The sequence below is a fragment of the Herminiimonas fonticola genome (assembly GCF_040395855.1).
Classification (GTDB): Bacteria; Pseudomonadota; Gammaproteobacteria; order Burkholderiales; family Burkholderiaceae_D; genus Oxalicibacterium; species Oxalicibacterium fonticola_A.
Genome location: NZ_JBEBPO010000001.1, coordinates 1 through 21,949 on the forward strand (window position 1 = coordinate 1; position 21,949 = coordinate 21,949).

At 54.2% G+C, this 21,949-nt stretch carries 18 protein-coding genes; 8 read left to right on the forward strand and 10 right to left on the reverse strand.

The features are described from left to right. Positions 1-2,834 (forward strand): excinuclease ABC subunit UvrA (gene uvrA / locus ABWP27_RS00005; protein ID WP_353152141.1); only part of this gene is annotated, 2,834 nt, incomplete at its 5' end. 79 nt (positions 2,835-2,913) lie between these two features. Here uvrA and ABWP27_RS00010 read toward each other — a convergent pair. The 5 genes from ABWP27_RS00010 to ABWP27_RS00030 form a co-directional block, all read right to left on the reverse strand. Next, positions 2,914-3,834: an AEC family transporter gene (locus ABWP27_RS00010; protein ID WP_353152143.1), complete on the reverse strand. Its 921-nt coding sequence runs from the start codon at positions 3,832-3,834 to the stop codon at positions 2,914-2,916. A gap of 112 nt (positions 3,835-3,946) precedes the next feature. Then, the gene (locus ABWP27_RS00015; protein ID WP_353152145.1) at positions 3,947-5,473 is read right to left on the reverse strand and encodes a glycosyltransferase family 39 protein; all 1,527 of its coding nucleotides are present in this window, start codon (positions 5,471-5,473) and stop codon (positions 3,947-3,949) included. A 9-nt stretch (positions 5,474-5,482) separates the two neighbouring features. Then, the gene (locus tag ABWP27_RS00020; RefSeq protein WP_353152147.1) at positions 5,483-5,860 is read right to left on the reverse strand and encodes a DMT family transporter; all 378 of its coding nucleotides are present in this window, start codon (positions 5,858-5,860) and stop codon (positions 5,483-5,485) included. After that, positions 5,857-7,371 carry a UbiA family prenyltransferase gene (locus ABWP27_RS00025; RefSeq protein ID WP_353152149.1) on the reverse strand — a complete coding sequence of 505 codons (1,515 nt, stop codon included), beginning with the start codon at positions 7,369-7,371 and terminating at the stop codon, positions 5,857-5,859. Before ABWP27_RS00025 ends, ABWP27_RS00020 begins: the two co-directional genes overlap by 4 nt. A gap of 180 nt (positions 7,372-7,551) precedes the next feature. Further along, the gene (locus ABWP27_RS00030; protein ID WP_353152151.1) at positions 7,552-9,540 is read right to left on the reverse strand and encodes a monovalent cation:proton antiporter family protein; all 1,989 of its coding nucleotides are present in this window, start codon (positions 9,538-9,540) and stop codon (positions 7,552-7,554) included. A 106-nt stretch (positions 9,541-9,646) separates the two neighbouring features. Between ABWP27_RS00030 and ABWP27_RS00035 the strand changes: the two genes are divergently transcribed. From ABWP27_RS00035 to hpf, 7 genes are all read left to right on the forward strand, one after another. Beyond that, positions 9,647-10,675: a KpsF/GutQ family sugar-phosphate isomerase gene (locus ABWP27_RS00035; protein WP_353152153.1), complete on the forward strand. Its 1,029-nt coding sequence runs from the start codon at positions 9,647-9,649 to the stop codon at positions 10,673-10,675. Next, the gene (locus ABWP27_RS00040) at positions 10,675-11,241 is read left to right on the forward strand and encodes a KdsC family phosphatase (protein WP_353152155.1); all 567 of its coding nucleotides are present in this window, start codon (positions 10,675-10,677) and stop codon (positions 11,239-11,241) included. Before ABWP27_RS00035 ends, ABWP27_RS00040 begins: the two co-directional genes overlap by 1 nt. Next, a complete protein-coding gene (lptC, locus tag ABWP27_RS00045) occupies positions 11,238-11,837 on the forward strand; it encodes an LPS export ABC transporter periplasmic protein LptC (protein WP_353152157.1) in 600 nt (199 codons plus the stop codon). The genes ABWP27_RS00040 and lptC overlap by 4 nt, the downstream gene beginning before the upstream one ends. Positions 11,838-11,882: 45 nt before the next feature. Further along, positions 11,883-12,440: a lipopolysaccharide transport periplasmic protein LptA gene (gene lptA / locus ABWP27_RS00050; protein ID WP_353152159.1), complete on the forward strand. Its 558-nt coding sequence runs from the start codon at positions 11,883-11,885 to the stop codon at positions 12,438-12,440. 1 nt (position 12,441) lies between these two features. After that, the gene (gene lptB / locus ABWP27_RS00055) at positions 12,442-13,182 is read left to right on the forward strand and encodes an LPS export ABC transporter ATP-binding protein (protein WP_353152161.1); all 741 of its coding nucleotides are present in this window, start codon (positions 12,442-12,444) and stop codon (positions 13,180-13,182) included. A 23-nt stretch (positions 13,183-13,205) separates the two neighbouring features. Further along, positions 13,206-14,675: an RNA polymerase factor sigma-54 gene (locus ABWP27_RS00060; RefSeq protein WP_353152163.1), complete on the forward strand. Its 1,470-nt coding sequence runs from the start codon at positions 13,206-13,208 to the stop codon at positions 14,673-14,675. A 90-nt stretch (positions 14,676-14,765) separates the two neighbouring features. Next, positions 14,766-15,119: a ribosome hibernation-promoting factor, HPF/YfiA family gene (gene hpf / locus ABWP27_RS00065; RefSeq protein ID WP_353152165.1), complete on the forward strand. Its 354-nt coding sequence runs from the start codon at positions 14,766-14,768 to the stop codon at positions 15,117-15,119. A gap of 102 nt (positions 15,120-15,221) precedes the next feature. Here the strand turns inward: hpf and ABWP27_RS00070 are convergent, their stop codons facing one another. From ABWP27_RS00070 to ABWP27_RS00090, 5 genes are all read right to left on the reverse strand, one after another. Further along, positions 15,222-15,887, reverse strand: a complete 666-nt coding sequence (locus ABWP27_RS00070; RefSeq protein ID WP_353152167.1) for a cell envelope integrity TolA family protein — start codon at positions 15,885-15,887, stop codon at positions 15,222-15,224. Positions 15,888-15,895: 8 nt separating this feature from the next. After that, positions 15,896-19,633 carry a pilus assembly protein gene (locus tag ABWP27_RS00075; RefSeq protein ID WP_353152169.1) on the reverse strand — a complete coding sequence of 1,246 codons (3,738 nt, stop codon included), beginning with the start codon at positions 19,631-19,633 and terminating at the stop codon, positions 15,896-15,898. 73 nt (positions 19,634-19,706) lie between these two features. Next, positions 19,707-20,399, reverse strand: coding sequence for a pilus assembly PilX family protein (locus ABWP27_RS00080; RefSeq protein WP_353152171.1), 693 nt, complete (start codon positions 20,397-20,399; stop codon positions 19,707-19,709). Continuing rightward, a complete protein-coding gene (locus ABWP27_RS00085; RefSeq protein WP_353152173.1) occupies positions 20,396-21,523 on the reverse strand; it encodes a PilW family protein in 1,128 nt (375 codons plus the stop codon). Before ABWP27_RS00085 ends, ABWP27_RS00080 begins: the two co-directional genes overlap by 4 nt. Positions 21,524-21,538: 15 nt before the next feature. Continuing rightward, complete coding sequence (locus ABWP27_RS00090; RefSeq protein ID WP_353152175.1) at positions 21,539-21,943, reverse strand: hypothetical protein; 405 nt, start codon at positions 21,941-21,943, stop codon at positions 21,539-21,541. Between the last annotated feature and the right edge of the window lie 6 nt (positions 21,944-21,949).

Below are 21,949 nucleotides of genomic sequence, written 5' to 3' on the forward strand. Positions count from 1 at the left end.
CGCACAACCTCAAAAACATCAATCTTGATTTGCCGCGCAACAAACTGATCGTGATCACCGGCCTGTCGGGTTCCGGCAAGTCTTCGCTCGCCTTCGATACACTGTACGCCGAGGGGCAGCGCCGCTACGTCGAATCGCTATCGGCCTACGCGCGCCAGTTTTTGCAGTTGATGGAAAAGCCCGATGTCGATTTGATCGAAGGTCTGTCGCCGGCCATCTCCATCGAGCAGAAAGCAACCTCGCACAATCCACGCTCTACAGTCGGCACCGTCACTGAAATCCACGATTACCTGCGTTTGCTGTACGCCCGCGTCGGCACGCCGTATTGCCCTGACCATCCGGAAAATCCGCTGGCCGCGCAATCGGTCTCGCAAATGGTCGATGCGGTACTGGCGATGCCGGAAGATACCAAGCTGATGATCATGGCGCCGGTTGTCGCCAATCGCAAAGGCGAGCATGTCGATCTGTTCGAGCAAATGCAGGCGCAGGGTTTCGTGCGCTTCCGCGTGCAGAGCGGCACCGGCAACGCGCATATCTACGATGTGGATGCGTTGCCAAAACTGAAGAAGGCGGAAAAACATACGATCGCGGTCGTCATCGACCGCATCAAGGTCAAGGCCGATATCAAGCAGCGGCTGGCAGAAAGTTTCGAGACCGCGCTGCGTCTGGCCGAAGGCCGCGCACTGGTGCTGGAAATGGATACCGGCGTCGAACATCTGTACTCGAACAAATTCGCCTGCCCTGTCTGCGGCTACTCGCTGCAGGAACTCGAACCGCGTCTGTTCTCGTTCAACAATCCGATGGGCGCCTGCCCGGAATGCGATGGCCTCGGCCATATCGAATTCTTCGATCCGAAGCGCATCGTCGCCTTCCCGAATCTGTCGCTGGCCAGCGGCGCCGTCAAAGGCTGGGACCGACGCAATCAGTTTTACTTCCAGATGCTGTCGAACCTGGCCGAGTTCTACGATTTCGATATCGACCTGCCGTTTGAAAAACTGCCGGAAGTCGCGCAGCAAGCAGTACTGTTCGGCTCCGGCAAGCAGAAAATTCCGTTTACCTACGTCAATGAAAAAGGCCGCACCGTCATTCGCGAACATGAATTCGAAGGCGTCGTGAATAATCTGCAGCGCCGTTATCGCGAAACCGATTCGATGGCCGTGAAGGAAGAACTGGCAAAGTTCATCAACGAAAAAGAATGCCCGAGCTGCCACGGTGCGCGCCTGCGCGTCGAAGCACGCAACGTTCTGGTCGGCAACGGCGAACAGAAGCGCGCCATTTATGAAGTCGCCGCCACGCCTTTGCGCCAAACGCTGGAATTTTTTGAAACGCTGACGCTGACCGGTGCGAAGAAGGAAATCGCCGACCGCATCGTCAAGGAAATCATCTCGCGCCTGAAGTTCCTCAACAACGTCGGTCTTGATTACCTGTCGCTGGAACGCAGCGCCGATACGCTGTCCGGCGGCGAAGCACAGCGCATTCGTCTCGCCTCGCAAATCGGCTCCGGTCTGACCGGCGTCATGTATGTGCTGGATGAACCGTCTATCGGTTTGCATCAGCGCGACAACGACAGATTGATCGAAACGCTCAAGCACTTGCGCGATATCGGCAACAGCGTGCTGGTGGTGGAACACGACGAAGACGCGATTCGCTGCGCCGACTATGTGGTCGATATGGGCATAGGCGCCGGCGTGCATGGCGGCGAAGTGATTGCCGAAGGTACGCTGAAAGATATCCTGAAAAGCAAGGCTTCGCTGACCGCGCAATATCTGAATGGCACGCTCGGTATCGCTGTGCCGAAGAAGCGCTCGCCGCCGAATCCGAAGAAACAGTTTGTGATCACGGGCGCCACCGGCAACAACCTTAAAAACGTCACGCTGGAATTGCCGGTCGGCTTGCTGACCTGCGTTACCGGCGTGTCCGGCTCGGGCAAATCGACACTGGTCAACGACACGCTGTATCACGCCGCCTCGCGCCATCTGTACGGCTCGCAAGCAGAACCGGCGGCGCATGACTCGATCAGCGGCTTCGAGCATTTCGACAAGGTGATCTCGGTCGATCAGGCGCCTATCGGTCGCACGCCGCGCTCGAACCCTGCTACCTACACAGGTCTGTTCACACCGATCCGCGATCTGTTTGCCACCGTGCCGACGTCGAAAGAGCGCGGCTACTCTGCCGGACGTTTTTCATTCAACGTCAAAGGCGGTCGTTGCGAAGCATGCCAGGGCGATGGCGTCATCAAGGTCGAGATGCACTTCCTGCCGGACGTCTATGTGCCCTGCGATGTCTGCCACGGCAATCGCTACAACCGCGAGACGATGGAAATTCAATACAAGGGCAAGAACATCACCGAAGTATTGAACATGACGGTCGAAGAGGCGCACGTCTTCTTCAAACCGGTGCCGCTGATTGCACGCAAACTGCAAACCCTGCTGGATGTCGGACTCGGCTACATTCGGCTTGGGCAAAGCGCAACCACGTTATCGGGCGGTGAAGCGCAACGCGTCAAGCTGTCGCTGGAATTATCCAAGCGCGACACCGGCCGCACCTTGTATATCCTGGACGAGCCGACCACCGGCCTGCATTTCCACGATATCGACCTGCTGCTGAAAGTGATACATCGATTGCGCGACCAGGGCAATACGGTCGTCATCATCGAGCACAATCTGGACGTCATCAAGACAGCCGACTGGCTGATCGACATGGGACCGGAAGGCGGCGCCGGCGGCGGCCAGATCATAGGCAGCGGCACACCGGAAGACCTGGCGAAAAATCCGGCCAGCTTTACCGGAAAATATCTGGCGCCGTTGCTGAAGCAGAAGAAATCGGCCGCTTGAATACATAGCAGCCCTGGTATTCAGCACCAATAAAAAAGGCGAACTTGAGTTCGCCTTTTTTATTTTCCGAATCCTGACTTCAGTTCGGCAAACCCATCCACAAACCCACGGGTACGAATACAAAAGCAGCCAGATTGCCCAGCAAGACGATGGAGGCGACCTTCTCCGGCTCCTGCTTGTACTGCTCCGCCACCATGAAACAGAAAACCGCCGGTGGCAGCGATGCAAACAGAAACATTTGCCCGCGCTGCTCAGGACTCAGGTTAATGACATGATCAAGCACCCACGCAACGATCAAACCGGCGACAGGACATACAATCGCACCGACCAAACCGATATGCCAGCTTTTCAAACTGACATCCATCATGCGCACACCCAAAGCGAACAGCATCAAGGGGATGCAGGCATCACCCATCATTTTCAGCGCGATAAACAAAGGGGCCGGCAACGGCACATGCACGATCGCAAACACCATCCCGACGAACATTGCAATCATCATCGGATTGGCGAGAAATTTCCACGGTGAGATACGTACACCGTTTGCCTTGCTGCGACCGCTTTCCATGATCTTGATACCGACCGAGAAATACATCAGATTGCACGCCATGAACAAGGCAACGGCAGAGCCCAGGCTATCAGCTCCGAATGCCAGGATCGCAAGAGGCAAGCCCATATTGCCGCAGTTGTTGTAAATCATGGGCGGCACAAAGCTGCGTACATCGTAGCCGAACAAACGCGCCACCGGCCACGCCAGCAAGCCCGAACCCAGAGAAATCAGCACCCCTGCCAGGATCAGCATGCCGTTGTTCGCCAGGTCAAAATCCTTGGCCGCCAGTGCGGTAAAGACCAGCAGCGGACATAGCACCTCCATGCTGATCCGATTGACCGGCGTGATATCGGACCGCACCGCTTCACCACGCAAGCGGGCATAGCCGTAACCCAGCGCAATGATGATGAAGACCGGCAGAATAATGCCGAGTATGCGTTCAAAAATTTCCATTTTTTCCAATTATTCTGACCGCAATAAAAATGCCGAACGGGATTGCTCCCATTCGGCACAGGCATCCTGAAGCGACTTTACTATAGCAAGCTTATGCCGCGCTTACAGAAGCCTATGGCCGCTTGATATCGTAGCGTTCAAGGAACTGGCAACCGTAGACCGGCAGGAACGACGGTATCCGGTAATACCGATCCGCAATGGTTTTCAAAATGCGCTCGCGATAGACCTCGTAGTTGAAGTCCTTGCCATCGGCGTACCAGAAGGTGACGCCATCCTTCTCCAGCGTATGCACAGTCACCGATGAAAAATACGGCGCCAGATCGTCAGGGTTAATCGCGCGGCGATCGAAAATACGTATCGTCTTGCCGGCGTATTGTTTGAAGTCGACATTCAAATCATCCTGACGCGCATGGAATTTCCCGGTACCGAAGGTCGGCCAGTATTCGCCGGCGTGATACGACAGCAAGGCAGCCGGCGTATAGGCGCGCGCCATGATCGCACCATCCGCTGGCAAACCCCTGCGCAATGTATTGACGATGCTTGGCGCTTGCTTGTGAAATACGATGTCGTCATGCAGCGCGTAATCCTTCCACAACGTGGTCGGCAGCAGAATGATCGCCGCCAGGAACAGGAAGTGCGGCACCGAGAACCAGGCAGTCCATTTTGCATACTTGCGCAAATCGTCTGCATTGCTGGTCGTGCCGATGAATAGAAACAGGAAGGGCATGAAGCCCAGCACCCAGTGCAAGCCTATGGTTTTTTCCATCGACAGCAGCAGGAACAGCAGGAAAGGCACCACGAACAGCACGACAATTGCGCCGCGCTGGATCATCATGCCGCCCGAACGTATCAGTTTGACGAAGACCCACGGCGTGATCAGGTAAATCATCATCAACACATATTCGCCAACGGTATAGAACGACAGCTGCGTGTTCTCGTTGCGATTGATCATGTTGAACATCACATTGGTCCAGCAGTTGTTTGCATTGAACGCCACGGTAATGGCGAACAGAGGCGCAGAACATGCAGCAATGATGATCAGCTTGAGCCAGCCGCGACGCGAGCGACACAGATACACAAAGTAGGCAATCGCCAGCAAGCCGGCAAAGTATTTCGACAGTAATGCGCAGCCAAGGAAGATGCCGGCGCCGAAAAACCAGGACAACCTGTCCGACATCGTGCCGCGAATGAAACAGTAGCCGCTCAGGAAAATGAAGAAAATCAGTGGTGTGTCGGTGGTGACCAGATTCAGCAGCAGCGTGAAAGGCAGCAGCAGGAACAAGGTGCCCAGTCTATAGGCAACAGCTTCCTGATACGGCGTCAGCCGGCGCAGCAAATCAACCAGGCCCAGAGCGATCAGGCTCCACATCAATACCGTGAAGAAGCGTAGCGACAGCGGATGAGCAGAAATACTGTTGAGCACGAACAGCAGCCAGCCCACCATAGGCGGATGATCGGAATAACCCCATGCCGGGAACACGCCCCACTGATAGAAAAACGCTTCATCGCCCGTCATCGGAAAATAAGCAGCCAGCCACATCTTGATCAGCAGCGTGATCACAAACGTCCACTTGAAAACCTGGCGCGCACGTACCGGATCGGCACCAGCGTACAGCGAACGTGTTGAATTAAAATTCATTCCAATTCCTTAACTCTTTACCGACAGGACGAGTACGCCTGCGATCACCAGCGATACGCCGAGCACTTTATAAATGCTGACCGATTCGCCCAAAATAAATATCCCCGCCAGCGTCGTCAATACAACGCCGAGCGAAATCAATGGATACGCCATGCTGACTTCCAGCTTGCCGAGCACCAGCAGCCACAAGCCCGCACTCGCACCGAAACAAATCATCCCGCCCCAGATCAGCGGACTGGTCAGCGCCAGCCAATAAACTGAGCGCATGCCATTCGACATCGCCTGCTGAAGGGCCGGCGCCGACATGCCCATCTTCAGCAATACCTGTGCTGCAGCGGTCAGGCATACGCAAAATAGCGCCAGCCCCAGAGCAGCCATCTGACTCATGCCATTTCCCCTATCGATGCCACCAATGCCACGCAGGCAACCAGCACGGCGATGATCCAGCTGGTGCGATCGGTAATCGCAAACAGCAGGGGATCGTCGTGAATTTCCATACGCGCAATTTTCAGCCACAAACGCATGATCCAGAACAGCATCAGCGGCAGGATCAGCCACAGTATTTCCGCATGTGGATACATAGCACCGCCGACCTGGCTATCGATATACAGGGCCAGCAGCATCACCGCGACAAAACCGCTGGCGATGCCCATCGAGATCAGGTACGACAAATCGCTGGTGCGATAACCGCGACCGGCCAGCGCTACCTTGCCGTCGCCGCTCATGAATTCCAGTTCAGCGCAACGCTTGACCAGCGCCAGACTCAGGAACATAAAGAGCGAAACCGCCAGCAACCAGTTGGAAATCACCACCTCGCTGACCAGGCCGCCGGCCAGAATCCGGTGCGTGTAGAGAGATGCGAGAACCAGTACATCGACAATCGCAATCTGTTTCAGGCGCGCCGAATACAGCAAAGTCACCACCACATATAAAACCATCAGGGCGAAAAACGGCAGTGAAATCGATGCCGCCAGCCACAGGGACAAGGGCAGCAATACAAGTACCAGCACGGCGCCGAATGGAATCGTCAGCGTCGCCGCTGCAAACGGCCGCGCCCGCTTGCGCGGATGCGCCCTGTCCGACGCCAGATCGAACAGATCGTTGATGACATACGTCGCCGATGCGCACATCCCGAACGCGATAAAAGCCAGCAGGGTTGCGAACCAGTTTTCACCATCCAGATCGTGCGCCGCCATCAAAGGCACGAACAGCAAGGCATTCTTGGCCCATTGATGCAAGCGCAATGCTTTCATCACCAGTCGCCATTTGAAGGGACGCGGCGGAATGATCAATGCAGGCGTTTGCAGTTTCTGTGCCTGGCTTGCAATACCGGGCGATGCATTGACGACGATGATTTCAGCCGCGCGCGCCCACACGGCAAGATCTGCCGCAGCATTACCGGCATAGGCAAAACCATGCCCGCCGGCATCGGCCTCAATCGCCTGCAGCTTGGCAGCCGATTTCAGATTGAGCGTCTCATCGCTGGCCAATACCGCGTCGAAGATGCCGAGATAATCGGCCACGCGCTGCACCAGCGTACGATCTGATGCACTTGCCAATATCAGGCGTCGCCCGGCCACGCGCTGATGCTGTAAATATTCCAGCAGCGCCATGTTATATGGCAGCAGGGACACATCCAGCTCAACCCGTCGCGCGATTTGCGATTTCAGATTGCCGCGTCCACGCAACAGCCAGACACAGCAAAGGAACAGGTAAAGCGGATTGCGCTTGATCAGCAGCAGGACCGATTCAAATAACAGATCGGTATATGTCAGCGTGCCATCGAGATCGACATACAAGGGCAGCAGCGAGACGGCAGGCGAGCTCGTCGCATCGTCGCGCCCGGAAACGGGCGACGCATGGGACGAACGAGGAAGACTGCCGGGGGAAACGCTCAAATCGCCACCTGGAAACAAGAGAACATTGATATTCTGGAAATGTCGCGTACTGGATCATCTCGATCACTTACGCAGACGAACTGCACCGCATTGATTTTACTGATACTTGCCGATCGCGGCAGGCGCCTGCATTACAGGTGCGCAATTTTCCGTCTTCATATGACGACCGTCAACCACTCTTCAGCCTTTTAGCAAGAGATTCTCTGCGCGCGCGAGCTCTTCCACCGCAGCGCACAGCACCAGGATATCGCCTGCCAGCAAAATCGTTTCCGGCGTCCAGTCCATGCGTATGCCGTCACGCCGCAGCGCAGTCACTTCCACACCCAGGGCATCCAGACCCAATTGCGCCAGCGTTTTACCGATCGCATGCGCGCGCTCAGTCAATTGCACAGAACGCAAGCGCACCTGCAAATGCTCATCCCCGTCCGACACATCGCTGACGCCATGAAAGAAGCCGCGCAAGGATGCATAGCGTTCGCCACGCGCAGTCTGGATACGGTGCACCACGCGACGCAAGGGCACGCCCAGCGTCAGCAAGGCATGCGATGCCAGCATCAGGCTGCCTTCGATTGCTTCCGGCACCACTTCGGTCGCACCGGCGGAGCGCAACTTGTCGAGATCGGAATCGTCGTAGCTGCGCACAATCACCGGCAGCGCGGGCGCAATCTGTTGTGTGTGATGCAGAATTTTCAAGGCGGAAGGTGTGCTGGCGTAGGTAATTACCAGCGCGGCGGCGCGATTGATACCGGCGGCCACCAGGCTTTCGCGCCGCCCGGCATCGCCGTACGAAACATTGGCCCCGGCCGCCTGCGCATCGCGCACGCGATCCGGGTCCAGATCCAGCGCCTGATACGGTATGCCTTCCTCGTCCAGCAATTTGGCCAGGCTCTGGCCGGTACGGCCGAAGCCGGCAATCACGACATGCTGTTGCGCCGCCATGGTGCGGCTGGCAATTTTTGTCAGCGCCAGCGATTGCACCATCCATTCATTGGCAGACATTTTCATCACGATCACATCGGATTTGGCGAGTATCAAGGGCGCGATCAGCATCGACAACACCATGGATGCCAGAATCAATTGCACAATCAGCGGCTCCAGCAAATTCAATCCGCCGATCTGGTTCAGCAGAACGAAACCGAATTCGCCGGCCTGCGCCAGCGCCAGCCCGGTACGCAGAGCCACGCCGAGCGGCGCGCCGAACCAGCGCGCCAGTATCGTCACCAGCCCGAACTTCAGGAGCACAGGCCCGATCAACAGCAACAGAACCAGCCACCAGTATTCGATGACCAGCCGCACATCCAGCAACATGCCTATGGTGATGAAGAACAAACCCAGCAACACATCGCGAAATGATTTGATGTCTTCTTCCACCTGATGCTTGAACTCGGTTTCGGAAATCAGCATGCCGGCGACGAAGGCACCCAGCGCCAGCGACAGTCCCGCCATCTCGGTAATCCACGCCGCACCGAGCGTGATCAGCAACAGGTTCAACATGAACAATTCCTGCGAACGCCGTTTGACGACGAGGCGGAACCAGCCGCGCATCACCTTGTGTCCGACAAACAGCAACAGCATCAGGACGACAACCGCCTTGCCGGCCGCCCATCCCAGCGTGACAACCAGATCGCCCTTGGGGTTGGCCAACGCCGGAATCAGGATCAGCAAAGGCACCAATGCGAGATCCTGAAACAGCAGGATGCCTATGCTGCGACGGCCATGCTCGCTCTCCAGCTCCAGCCGCTCCGTCAATACCTTGGAAACAATGGCGGTCGATGACATGGCCAGCGCGCCGCCGACTGCGAGCGCTGCCTGCCAGCTGATGCCGCTCAAACGACTGGAAAGATGCGCGACCAGCCAACCGAATATCATCGTCAGCACGATCGTCAGCAATACCTGCGCCATGCCGAGACCGAATACGGTACGGCGCATCGCAGACAATTTGGCCAGCGAAAATTCCAGTCCGATGGAAAACATCAGGAACACCACGCCGAATTCGCCGAGCGCATGGGTGGTTGAACTGTCTTCCGCCCAACCCAACGTATGCGGTCCGATCAAAATACCTGCCACCAGATAACCCAGCATCGGCGGCAAATGCATGCTGCGGAAGGCGACCACACCCAAAACCGCCGCAGCAAGCAATAGGAGTGTAAGTTCCAAAGGGGAGAACATAGTTGTGACCGGCTGGTTTATGCGGAAATGTGCGCAGAAGAATCAAAACATATTTTTGTTCTGTCTGGCAGGTTTTTTGCTTTGTGAATTCGTTTATACTTTCAACATGAGTGTACCCCATGCCAAAAACCCACCGGCAACTTTTGATGCCAAGAGCGCAACGCGCGCGCTGCAATTTGCACGCGACACCTTGCAAATCGAAGCAGATGCCATCCTTGCGCTGAAACAGCGCATCAGCAATGAAACCGGCGAACAATTCATTCAGGCCGTCTCGCTACTGCTGAACTGCAAAGGCCGCGTGGTGGTATCCGGCATCGGCAAGTCCGGCCATATCGCCCGCAAAATCGCCTCCACGCTGGCCTCGACCGGCACACCAGCCTTATTCGTTCATGCAGCGGAAGCCTCGCACGGCGATCTGGGCATGATCACAGCCGACGATGCGCTGATTGCGATTTCGTATTCCGGCGAAGCCGGTGAACTGGTTGGCATCGTTCCCATCATCAAACGCATGGGCGCAACCCTGATCACGATCACCGGCAATGACGATTCCACGCTGGCGCAACTGGCCGACGTACATCTGAACGTCAGGGTCGACAAGGAAGCCTGTCCCCTGAACCTGGCGCCAACTGCCAGCACCACGGCGACGCTGGCCATCGGCGATGCACTCGCGGTCGCCCTGCTCGACGCGCGCGGTTTCGGCGAAGAGGATTTCGCACGCTCGCATCCGGGCGGCGCACTGGGTCGTCGCTTGCTGACGCACGTACGCGATGTGATGCGCACCGGCGACGCGATTCCAACCGTAGCCGAAGATGCCAGCCTGTATGCCGCACTGCTGGAAATCAGTAAAAAAGGCATGGCGATGACAGCCGTGGTCGATAGCAACGGTCGCGCCATCGGCGTCTTCACCGACGGTGATTTGCGCCGCCTGATCGAGAACCAGCGCGACTTTTCCACACTGTCGATTGCGGAAGTCATGCATGCGAACCCGCGCAGTGTCCAGCCGGAACAGCTGGCGGTGGATGCAGTCGAAATGATGGAAGAATTCCGCATCAACCAGCTGCTGGTAACGAATGCTGACGGCAAACTGGTGGGCGCCTTGCATATTCACGATTTGACCCGCGCGAAAGTAATCTGATGAATTCACCTACAGATTCTGCCGCCGACTCTGCAACTGCGGTATCCGCCGCATCAGCCCGCGCCGCGAATGTGCGGCTGATGATTTTCGACGTGGACGGCATTCTGACGGATGGCAGCCTGCATTTCGGCGCCGATGGCGAAGTCATCAAAACCTTCAATGTGCTCGATGGCCACGGCATCAAGCTGCTGCAGCAATCCGGCGTCGCTACCGCCATCATCAGCGCACGCCAGTCGCCCATAGTGCTGCGCCGCGCCACCGATCTCGGCATCCATCATGTGTTCCAGGGCATACACGACAAGCGCACTGCATTTGAACAATTGCTGACGCAAACCGGGGTAGCCGCTGATGCCTGCGGCTTTGTCGGCGACGATGTCATCGATTTGCCGATTCTGTCGCGCGTCGGCTTCGCCGCCAGCGTACCGAATGCGCACCCTGAAGTACGTACACGCGTGCATTACGTGACGCAAGCAGGCGGCGGCCGTGGCGCAGCACGCGAATTATGCGATTTCATCCTGCGCGCACAAGGCAACTACGAGGCGGCACTGGCGCCGTACCTATCGTGAAAAGTGCCAGTTCCGCCAACGGCGTGCGGCTGATTGTACTGATTGCACTCAGCGCAGCCCTGGCGCTCGGCAGTTTCTGGCTGGTTGAAGTCATGCAGCGGCAAACCGAGGATTCGCTGCCCGCACGTACGCGTACGGAACCGGATTTTTATGTGGAAAAATTCAATTTCGTCCGCATGGGAAAAACCGGCGACGCCCGCTACAACCTGACAGGAACCGAGATGAAGCATTATCCTCAGGACGATTCCTATCAGATACAGAATCCGGTCATGCACAGCTACAGCCTGAACAAGCCACCCATGGTGAGTCGCTCCCTGCGCGCCACCATTACCAACAACAACAGCGAAGTGCATATGTACGATAACGTGCATATCGACAGACCCGCATCCGCCACTTCCAGACACTTCCAGCTCAAGACTTCGTATCTGCTGCTGCTGCCGGATGACGATGTGATGAAAACGCCGAAACCGGTTGAAATAAAAGTAGGTGAATCGGTATTAACCGGCGCCGGCATGTTCGCCAACAACGCCAGTGGTGAATTCAGTCTATCCAGCAATGTAAAAGGCCAGTATCAGTCGCCCATCGTCACTCGTTGATGATGTGACCCGGCTTTTAATCGATCGATTTTTTAGAAAACGCTCATGAAACGATTACTACCTGCACTGCTGCTTCTCTCAGGCATCTGCGCCATGCCTGCCGCGCATGCCGAAAAAGCCGACGCGACCAAACCGACCAACGTCGAAGCCGATCAAATGCAGTACGACGACGTCAAGCAGATCAACACCTTTATCGGCAACGTCGTATTGACGCGCGGCTCGATCCTGATGAAATCCAACAAGATGGTCGTTACACAAGATCCTGCCGGCTATCAGTTTGTCGTCATGTACGCCGCCCCCGGCACGCTTGCCAGCTTTCGCCAGAAGCGCGATGGCGGCCCGGACCAATGGATAGACGGCCAGGCCGAGCGCATCGAATACGACGACAAGAATGAAATCATGAAACTGTTTTCCAAGGCACGCATGCGCCGCCTGGAAAACGGCAAGACCACGGATGAAGTCAACGGCGAATACATTTCCTACGATACGCGCGCCGAATTCTTTACCGTCCATAACACTGCAAGCGGCGACAGCAAACCCGGTGCCGGCCGCATCAAGGCCATCATCCAGCCGCGTGCAACAGATACGACAAAGGCCCCATAAGATGTCGAGTACGTTGATAGTCAGCGGCCTGCAAAAAAGCTATGGCGCACGCCAGGTGGTGCGCGATGTCGCACTACAGGTTGAGAGCGGTGAAGTGATCGGTTTGCTGGGCCCGAACGGCGCCGGCAAAACCACTTCCTTTTACATGATCGTCGGACTGGTGCCATCCGACGCCGGCCGCATCGAACTGGATGGCGTCGATATTTCACGCCAGCCCATCCACAAACGCGCCCAGCTCGGCTTGTCCTATCTGCCGCAGGAAGCCTCGGTATTTCGCAAACTGAGCGTGGAAGACAATATTCGCGCAGTACTTGAGTTGCAGCGCCCTAATGGAAAAGCCTTAGGTAAAGAGCAGATTGAGCAACGTCTGGATACCCTGCTGGCAGATCTGCAAATTGAAAAGCTGCGCGAAAATCAGGCCCTGTCCCTGTCCGGTGGTGAACGCCGTCGCGTCGAAATTGCCCGCGCACTGGCAACCAATCCGCGCTTTGTTTTGCTGGATGAACCGTTTGCCGGCGTCGATCCGATTGCCGTGATTGAAATTCAGCGCATCGTGCGCTTTCTGAAAGAGCGCGGCATCGGCGTCCTGATCACCGATCACAATGTACGCGAAACCTTGGGCATCTGCGACCGCGCCTACATCATCAACCAGGGCGCCGTGCTGGCCAGCGGCCGGCCGGACGACATCATTGCCGACGAATCGGTACGCCGTGTCTACCTGGGCGAACACTTCCGCATGTAACTGCGGAAACAAGACAAAGCCCTATGAAGCAATCCCTGCAATTACGCGTTTCGCAACATCTGGCATTGACGCCGCAATTGCAGCAATCGATACGCCTGCTGCAATTATCCACACTGGAATTGCATCAGGAACTCGAACAGATCCTGGCCGACAATCCGCTGCTGGAACGCACCGACGACCCACTGGACCACGCCATTCGCCTGCTGGCTGATGGCGCGATCGGCGCTGCCGGCACTACGCCGGAAGGCGCCAGCGTCGAAGCGAATGCGCAAACGCCGGAAAGCGACACCAGCTTCGATACTCCCGAGCCGGCAGAAGCATCCAACGGCGATGCGGAATGGAGTTTCGACGATGTGGCGCGCACCTCGAAAGCGCCGGAAGACGACGATGCGCGCCCGCAACTGGAAGCGCACGAAACCACGCTGCGCGAACACTTGCTGGAACAGATGCGCGTCACCGTGCGCGAACGACGCGATCGGGCATTGCTGGAACTCATCATCGATGCGCTGAACGACAACGGTTATCTGGAAGAAGAGCTGGAAGAAATTCACGCACGCCTGCCGGAAGAACTCGAAATCGAACTGGAAGAATTGCAGATTGCCTTGAATCTGCTGCAAAGTTTCGATCCACCTGGCGTCGGCGCACGCAATGCATCCGAATGCCTGGCATTGCAAATCAAGCGCATGCCCAAAGTAGCGATGGTCACGCGCCGCATGGCGCTCGCCATTGTCGAACATCATCTCGGTCTTTTCGCGCAGCGCGATTTCAACAAACTGCGCAAGGCGCTCGATTGCGACGATGAAGACCTGCGCGAAGCACAAGTCATCATCAAGCAATGCAATCCGCATCCAGGCTCCACCTTTGCCACCGACACTTCCGATTACGTGGTGCCCGACGTGATCGTCAAGCGCACACGCAACGGCTGGCAAGTCATGCTCAATCACGACGTCATGCCGCGTCTGCGCGTCAACAGCATGTATGCCAATATTTTGAAGCAAAGCAAGGGCGAAGGCTCGCTGGGCTCGCAGTTGCAGGAAGCCAAGTGGCTGATCAAAAACATGCGCCAGCGCTTCGACACAATCTTGCGTGTATCACAAGCAATTGTGGAACGTCAGCGCAATTTTTTCTCGCACGGCGCCGTGGCGATGCGACCGCTTGTGTTGCGCGAAATAGCTGATACACTAGGTTTACACGAGAGCACCATTTCTCGTGTAACGACGCAGAAATACATGCTCACCCCGCATGGCATGTTTGAACTGAAATATTTTTTCGGCAGCCATGTTGCAACAGAAACAGGTGGTGAAGCATCGTCAACTGCGATACGCGCACTGATCAAGCAACTGATAGGAGCTGAAAACCAGAAAACGCCATTCTCTGATAGCAAGATCGCAGAAATGCTGGCGGAACAAGGTATGGTAGTGGCGCGACGTACCGTTGCAAAATACCGTGAAGCCTTGAAAATCCCACCAGTCAATTTGCGCAAGTCGTTGTAGAGCTCGTCCTTAGTAGTTTTTGTTATACCTTGCTGTGTTCATGGCCAGGTAAAGGCATGAACCTCCAGTGAATTATCATAGGAGCACTGTATGAATCTCACAATCAGTGGACATCACCTCGAATTAACCCCAGCCATCCGCGAATATGTACAAGGAAAACTGGAGCGCATCAAACGACATTTCGATAACGTCATCGATATCGCAGTCATTCTGACTGTAGACAATCTCCCGGAAAAAGAAAAACGCCAAAGAGCAGAAATAAACTTGCGTGTGAGAGGCAAGGATTTGCATGCGGAAAGCATTGCAGATAATTTATATGCGGCGATTGATACCTTGATCGACAAACTCGATCGACAAGTCATCAAATACAAAACCAAACAGCAGGATCATCAACATGATGCAATCAAACGATTGCCGGATGAATCGGATGCTGTTGCGTCTTAAGGCGCAATAATCAGACTGAGAGAATCGGTCGCTAAAAATGAAGGGCGCAAATTGCGCCCTTTTTTATTCTTTCAAGAATAGTGCATATCACGATAATGATTCTTACTTTTCGCCGCCAACTTCTTCCAACATAATTTCAATTCTCAGCTGGCTTTTAACCGGAATGCCATCAACTTCTCCCGGATTAAATTTTAACTTTGAAAATTCATCAACAACAGTTTTTTGGGCCACTTCCGGCAACAATGAATTTTCTACAATCACTCTATCCACATCACCATATTCACTAATCAACATGAGTAATGTAGCTGCCTGCGATGGTACGTCCGGCACAATCAACATAAAGTCAGCAGGAACATCACGAGCGACTAACGGTCTTTGCGTCAAATCTTTTACTGCAAAATAATAAGGCCTGACAGTCTTCAACAGAGGGGAAATCGAATCCTCTCTAGGTATCTTCTGATGATGTTGAGAAGAGCTCAAGCGTACGGCTTTGTCAGCTACAGGTATCGCCCTACGTTCCGTGTCATCGACTGCTTGTGCCACTGAAAATGCGGCATCTTTTATGTTCATGTCGACAACCATCACTCGCCCGACAGGAGCAGAAACTGTTAAACCGGCCTGCTCCGATTCAACCACTCCTCCGAAAAAAATTACAACGATCAGGCCGCAATGCACCAACAACGACAATCCCAACGCCAGCATCTGACAAGGTGAATACCGCAGCGCGTGTATTTTTACCAGAAGAGGATATTCACCCAATCCATGCATTGCACTCTCTAATCAATAATCAACTCGCGCCATGAAACACGCCGGGCGCCATTCCCGCTTCCAGGGTTGGATGAAGGATCATCAAAAACGGTAATGTTGCCACCTGTATCCGTTACCAAGGTAATTGTTTTTCCTGTGGTCAGTTTCAGTGTTTTCAAACCTGCAACCAATCCCGAAGATCGCCGCCCCGCCACATTGCCGCTCGCACCTTCGACATATTGTCCAGTCTTGAAATCCAGCGAATAAATCCATGCATTACCACCAGGCGTACACGCGTTACCTTTAGGGACATTACCCGCCACTGTCAACAAACCCAGTTGCTGCTGCATGTCGACATTCACACGCTCACCGGGAGACTTGTTACCAGGGTTAAGATCCATGTACCAGCCTGATTTAGCAGCCCAATCGACTGGATTAGTTGACGTCGTACGCGTAGAGCCGTCTGCACTGGTAGTCAATGTCTGCTCTACCAGCACTCCGGCCGTACGAACCTTACCCAAACCGGTCTCAGTCAGGTTGTCTTTCAGCGAATAAATCGACTGAATCGAGTAATCAGTTACATCGGAAATACCCAGATAACGTCCAGTTGCGATGTTCACCACGGCATGGTTAACACCAGCCGTAGTAATTTCGGTCAGCTCCGGTTTGATCGTGACAGGCTGTATACCGATCGGAGACACATTGCCCAACTCTGCCAGCAAGGTGACCTTGTTCCCAGCCGGCGCTATCCGGTCATCGGGATCGAAGCGCCACACATTGCCGAGCAAATCACCGCCGTAGAAACGCTTGGCACTGTTATCGCTGGTACTGTCAATCCATGCGTTTATTTTTGCCAGCCCGCTTGGCGTACTTGTGTCCCCTGCCGTGGTATCGAGTTTTGAAAGAAGTACCCCGGTATTGGCATTCAAAACATACAGATGGCCTTTTCCATCGCCACCGTCCGCATGATTGTTGTAGCCTGACGTGAATACCACCACCCATGTACCATCAAGACGCTTGGTGATCACCGGATTACCGAAACTGTATCCAATATCCGCATCATTACTCACGGTAAAATTCCACAGTGCTTTCGGATTGGCAGGGTCTGTAATATCAAGCGCGTAATAACCCTTACCGCCGGCGTTCAGGCCACCGACCAGAATGCTTTTCCAGTCATTTTTCCCGCATGCCGCCGTTGGTGCGTTAGGGCAGATATCTCCTGCAGTAGGCGCTCCATCCACATAATATTGATGATTGGCGGCATAGTTCTTGTCTGCCAATTTATAAAGATTGGGCAATACCATAGGCGGGATGTACGCCCACTTTTCCGTTCCTGAGTTGGTCTGGCCAATCGTCGCATCGAATGCATGCAACATGCCATCATTTGCTGCCACATAGACCATAGCCAGACGATCCTTCATCCCGGCTTTGAAAGCGTCGTAGTTGTCGTCAACATAGGCAAAGGGCGGCGCCTTCACATAGACAGGTTGCGAACCAATCATGTCGCCCAAAACATGTTCGCGATCTCGATATATCGGATTGGCATTCCCGGCCTGATCTTCATAACCGGTCTGACCGCGGATGAACTTCAACAGATTTTCCCCAGGGATCAAATTTTTCTGACCTTCGCTCAAATTCGGACCGTTGATCGAATCGCTGCACTGCGACAGCTTCACTGCAGGTGAGCAGATATCATTGAAATAGGCTTTTTCATCCGCGGTCAAATTGGCCCAGGCAAATGTTTTCAGCTTGTTCGATGCAGACCCATTGAATGTATAGATGGTTCGTGTATCGGTAGTAAGATCTACTTTCAAATCCAGTTTTTGCTGTGCTGACCAGCTAGCCTCATCCGCGATTGCGCCGGTACTCGGATCGATCGTTTTCGCTTTGAGATCGCCATCCCAGAACGATGTGCGATACATCGCAAGGAAGAGGAAATTATCGGCTTCAACCGGTTCCAGGTTACTGGTCGCTGCTGCTGCACCGGAACCATCTCGTACCTTTGCACTCGTCAGCGCCTTGGTAATGCCTTTCACCAGAGAGTTGGGTGTTTGTGCGCTGAAATAGGTGCCGCGGCCATTGACAGCGGCATGCCACAGGTCGTCGATTCGCGACGGCCCATCATCACTGATCGGATCGGGCCAGTTATCAGGGCCAGTTTTGATTGCATTAAAGCGCGTCGAACCGCCGCTCAGATAATCTTCCGAATAATCAAGCACCCCGTTTACTCCCAAACCGAGCGTAAAGGTCGTCATGTGCTGCGAACCCTTGTTGTCCGCACCGGAACCGAGCACATTGTTTTCACATACATCGGTACCCGCGCCCAATGCACCCGTGCAGTTCCCCAGCGCAGAAGTACGCAGGTCGGTGTTGTAATAGTATGCCGCCACGTCAGCTAGCGAATTGGAAACCCCTCCAGTCGTCACGGAATTGGTGGCGCTGCTGAAGGCGGTTGCCGTGATGCTCATTCCGCCGGATTTCGCTACAACCGGTGTGTAGGTAATAGCGCCGGCGCTTGTGGGCGCCTTGATCGTAACAACGCTGCCAGAAACCGTAGCCGTATAACCATTCTTGCTGATCTTGTCTGCGATTCTGGATGCCACATCCCGAGTGCGATCATCGGAGTTAGTGGCACCTGACATGATTTCCTGACCATTCACCTTAATGCTGGTCACCTTCGTATCGCCAGAGCCGCTAACGGTGAGTGTAGTCGTTGTATATGTGACGCTTGAAGTAACGGTACCGTCATACATGGGGCGCAACTCACTTGCATCCTGATTACCCACACTGTTGCCGTCCAGATCTTTCGGTACATAGCTACCTGTTTCCTCGTTATTATTCCAATAACCATCCGTCGACAGAATCGTAAAATTCTGCTGGCACGAGTACTGCACCGGATCATCTGCACCTGTCAGTAGTTTGCCTGCATAAATCAACCCGGCCTTCGACAAGGCTGCACGCAAGGGCGTCCAATGCGTAGGATTTGCCTTGTACAGCTTTGAGTAAAAACTGGCTTTTTGCGTAACGTCGAAATCGGCAATTTTCAGGAAATCATTACTGGTCGAACTGGTGCCGGTATAACCGATTGTCGAATAACCGACACGATAACTGTCACTCACATTTTTAAAAGCCAAACCGGCCGAGGTTTTCATCGTCAGCATGCGGGTACGGTAATAGCTGTACCAGTTGGCGAAATTTGTCCTTTCGTCCGAATTACCAGCACCTGAATTACTGTTCACCGTATGCTTGGTAAATACGCTTGATGTAGTACTGGTACTGGTATTGCACTCTGTATAGAAAGTAGAACCAGTTGTTTTTACATTACCCGAATTATCATATTCAAAACCAAGATCACTGGTTGTACCGGAATACGTGTAATAAACGCTATTAGTCAAATTGCTTGTGCCATTCGAAGTATTAAAACCATCGTCCCAAGCGTTAGTAAAACTGGCATCAGGAAAACTGGTGCCATCCGCTTTTACTGGCGGAGCATAGGGAGTAGCCGGGTTGTAATACATGCCATTGCAATGCTTGCTCTTCGCGCCGTATCTGCTACTACTGAAATTTGCAACATCCGGGGAATAAGTAGAATCCATACTTCCCGAATCGTCGAGAATGAACATGACGTTTGGCTTGACCACATCGGTCGACGAAGATGCCAACGGTGCATTGGCGATATCTGTTTCGGCAGCATGAACTACATGCCCGAAAAACATCAATGCCATCAACATTATTGCGGATCGAACGCTACAGGAACGGTATTTCATTTTAATCTCCGGATATTGCTATCGGCTTGTAATCTGGCCCACTTCTTTCCTGCCTTCCACAAAAATGGAAGTGCTAGAAATGGATCATCGTTTCGACAAAACTGACCGTATTTCTCGGCCCCTTTACCCGCGAAATAATGCGATAGTAAGGACCTGGCAATGGCTCAAACCGCTTGTCGTCGCCATACTTCAGCTCCCCTCTTTTAGGGCTGGTGGAACTGCCGGATTGATAAGTCACGCAAGTGTTTCCCACATTATTGGGATCAGTCTCGGTCTGACATAGCCGATGAATGATGTAAGCAACGGAGTTGTCGCCCACCGTTATTGCCGGCGCTGGTTTGACACATACAGAAAACGCAAGGCCGCTGCAATTGTTGTCATCCCAGTCGACAGCAGGTACAGTCGCGGCGCTGTGACTATTGGTTGGATCAAGCGTAGCCTGGCTCGTTGCGTAATATCCTGCGGCGGCATTATTCACGTACAAAGCGGCGTCGCCATTCAACGGCGTCAACCAGCCAATTGCGGCCTCTGCTCCCGCATCGCCAGCCAGAGTTGCCCCTTGCTTGAATGCCAGGTTGCCGGCGACCATATTGCCGGTATTGACTGAACGTACCAGACCTATGCCGGCGAGGGTCATCGCAACCAGAACGATCAATGCAATCAAAAGAACGACGCCTTGCTGACGATGATGCGTACGTCCTCCGGAGGAGGTGCGCGACACAATACGAGAAGCGGTGCTGCGCTCGGAAGGAGAATTCAATTTCATGTACGCCCCCAAAGCAGGTTCCGCAAAGGAATCACGTTCTCAAATGTTTTGTATCGATAGCATTGCCAGTTTGCATTGGCCGTTCCATCCGCGTTTTTGCTGACATCAATCGCACCACCTGCCCATGTCGGTGCATTTGCCGAACGCCCTCCGGCAGCTGCGGCAATCGTGATATCGCATACGCCATTTGCATTCGGTTTTTCCATCAATGGGCTGCGTGCAACTACCGCGATACGTACTGCGATTACTCGAGCGATATCGCCTGCATCGTTGACTGTGCCATTAGCGTCCGCATCTATCATGGTGGCACTCCATGTATCGACTCTCGGATCGTTTTGCAAACCGGCACGCGTGTCAAAACCATATTCGGCCTGCATGTTCACGATATCGGAAATCACCGCACGCGTCGTATTGGTGTTGCTGGTACTGTCCAACTCTGCGAGCATCAAATTGCTGCTCGCATCCAGCGAGTAGGTATGATCGATCAGCGCGCCCATATTCAATACCATTGCACCGACGCTATAACCACTTGCAGGAAAGATATTTGCCCCGCCCGGTGGGTTCCATGCACTGGTGTTTTGATGATGAATTTGTACATTGCCGTTCGGTATACCGGTCGTCTGCATTAGCGTGCACGTTTTACCCGGCTCGTATGCAATCAGTAAATCGCCTACCTCTATGCCTAGAGTGGTATTCAAGAAAATATTTGTAGCCTGCGGGGGATGATCTACTGTTATCCGGCTCGGAATACTCCAGTTGCCTTTGGAACTGGCAAGTATGCGGATGCTATCCGGCCCACCGTTTGCACCGGGGGTGATGACAACAGGCGCCAATGACAAACTGGGAAGTTCGACACCACTGTAATACTGTCGTATCGTGCATCCCAAGGCCCCTGGCAAACTCAAACCATACCCGGCTCTGCGCACATCCCGGTCTACGGTATAGAGTGCAGTGACGGCATTTGTCTGTGCGTCGGAACCTGTGGTCGTCGTACGTTTTTGCCCTTCGAACACGACCGATACCTGCATGATGATCAACACACCCAGCAGACCGATTGCAATACCGACCATGATTTCGACCAAGCTGAAACCCTGATTGCGCCGCGTTGAAAACGAATGATGCATTACGAACTCTCCCGGCTAATCGTGAATACGCGTAATCGCAACATAATTGTGTGGCCCCGACTCGCCCGGCGCCTGCCAGAATACGGTCACCGTCACCATATTGTCCCCGTCGATCGTTATGGTCGGCAGATTCTGCCCAGCCACAGGCGGAGCTACGACGGCATCAACGATACCCGGTAGCGTTTGCGTTACTTTGTCTTTCCAGCTCTGATACTGTTCCCCAGCCTCACCATAATTGGCGACCAAGGTCGCATTTGTCTTGTCGCCAGTCCACATTTCACCGATCACCTGATTAGCCAGCAAGCTGGCTTCGGTCCGATACTTCGCACTGGCAGTATCCTTTACCGATGCTCCAAGCAACGCAACCAGGGAAAGAATCCCCAAAGAAAAAATCAGGATTGCAATCAAGCTTTCCAGCATGATTGA

Excerpts from the sequence above, each read along its gene's own strand:
- ABWP27_RS00010 (WP_353152143.1), bottom strand. The coding sequence starts at position 3,834 with ATGGAAATTTTTGAACGCATACTCGGCATTATTCTGCCGGTCTTCATC.
- ABWP27_RS00015 (WP_353152145.1), bottom strand. The coding sequence starts at position 5,473 with ATGAATTTTAATTCAACACGTTCGCTGTACGCTGGTGCCGATCCGGTA.
- ABWP27_RS00020 (WP_353152147.1), bottom strand. The coding sequence starts at position 5,860 with ATGAGTCAGATGGCTGCTCTGGGGCTGGCGCTATTTTGCGTATGCCTG.
- ABWP27_RS00030 (WP_353152151.1), bottom strand. The coding sequence starts at position 9,540 with ATGTTCTCCCCTTTGGAACTTACACTCCTATTGCTTGCTGCGGCGGTT.
- ABWP27_RS00035 (WP_353152153.1), top strand. The coding sequence starts at position 9,647 with ATGAGTGTACCCCATGCCAAAAACCCACCGGCAACTTTTGATGCCAAG.
- ABWP27_RS00040 (WP_353152155.1), top strand. The coding sequence starts at position 10,675 with ATGAATTCACCTACAGATTCTGCCGCCGACTCTGCAACTGCGGTATCC.
- lptA (WP_353152159.1), top strand. The coding sequence starts at position 11,883 with ATGAAACGATTACTACCTGCACTGCTGCTTCTCTCAGGCATCTGCGCC.
- lptB (WP_353152161.1), top strand. The coding sequence starts at position 12,442 with ATGTCGAGTACGTTGATAGTCAGCGGCCTGCAAAAAAGCTATGGCGCA.
- ABWP27_RS00060 (WP_353152163.1), top strand. The coding sequence starts at position 13,206 with ATGAAGCAATCCCTGCAATTACGCGTTTCGCAACATCTGGCATTGACG.
- hpf (WP_353152165.1), top strand. The coding sequence starts at position 14,766 with ATGAATCTCACAATCAGTGGACATCACCTCGAATTAACCCCAGCCATC.
- ABWP27_RS00070 (WP_353152167.1), bottom strand. The coding sequence starts at position 15,887 with ATGCATGGATTGGGTGAATATCCTCTTCTGGTAAAAATACACGCGCTG.
- ABWP27_RS00075 (WP_353152169.1), bottom strand. The coding sequence starts at position 19,633 with ATGAAATACCGTTCCTGTAGCGTTCGATCCGCAATAATGTTGATGGCA.
- ABWP27_RS00080 (WP_353152171.1), bottom strand. The coding sequence starts at position 20,399 with ATGAAATTGAATTCTCCTTCCGAGCGCAGCACCGCTTCTCGTATTGTG.
- ABWP27_RS00085 (WP_353152173.1), bottom strand. The coding sequence starts at position 21,523 with ATGCATCATTCGTTTTCAACGCGGCGCAATCAGGGTTTCAGCTTGGTC.
- ABWP27_RS00090 (WP_353152175.1), bottom strand. The coding sequence starts at position 21,943 with ATGCTGGAAAGCTTGATTGCAATCCTGATTTTTTCTTTGGGGATTCTT.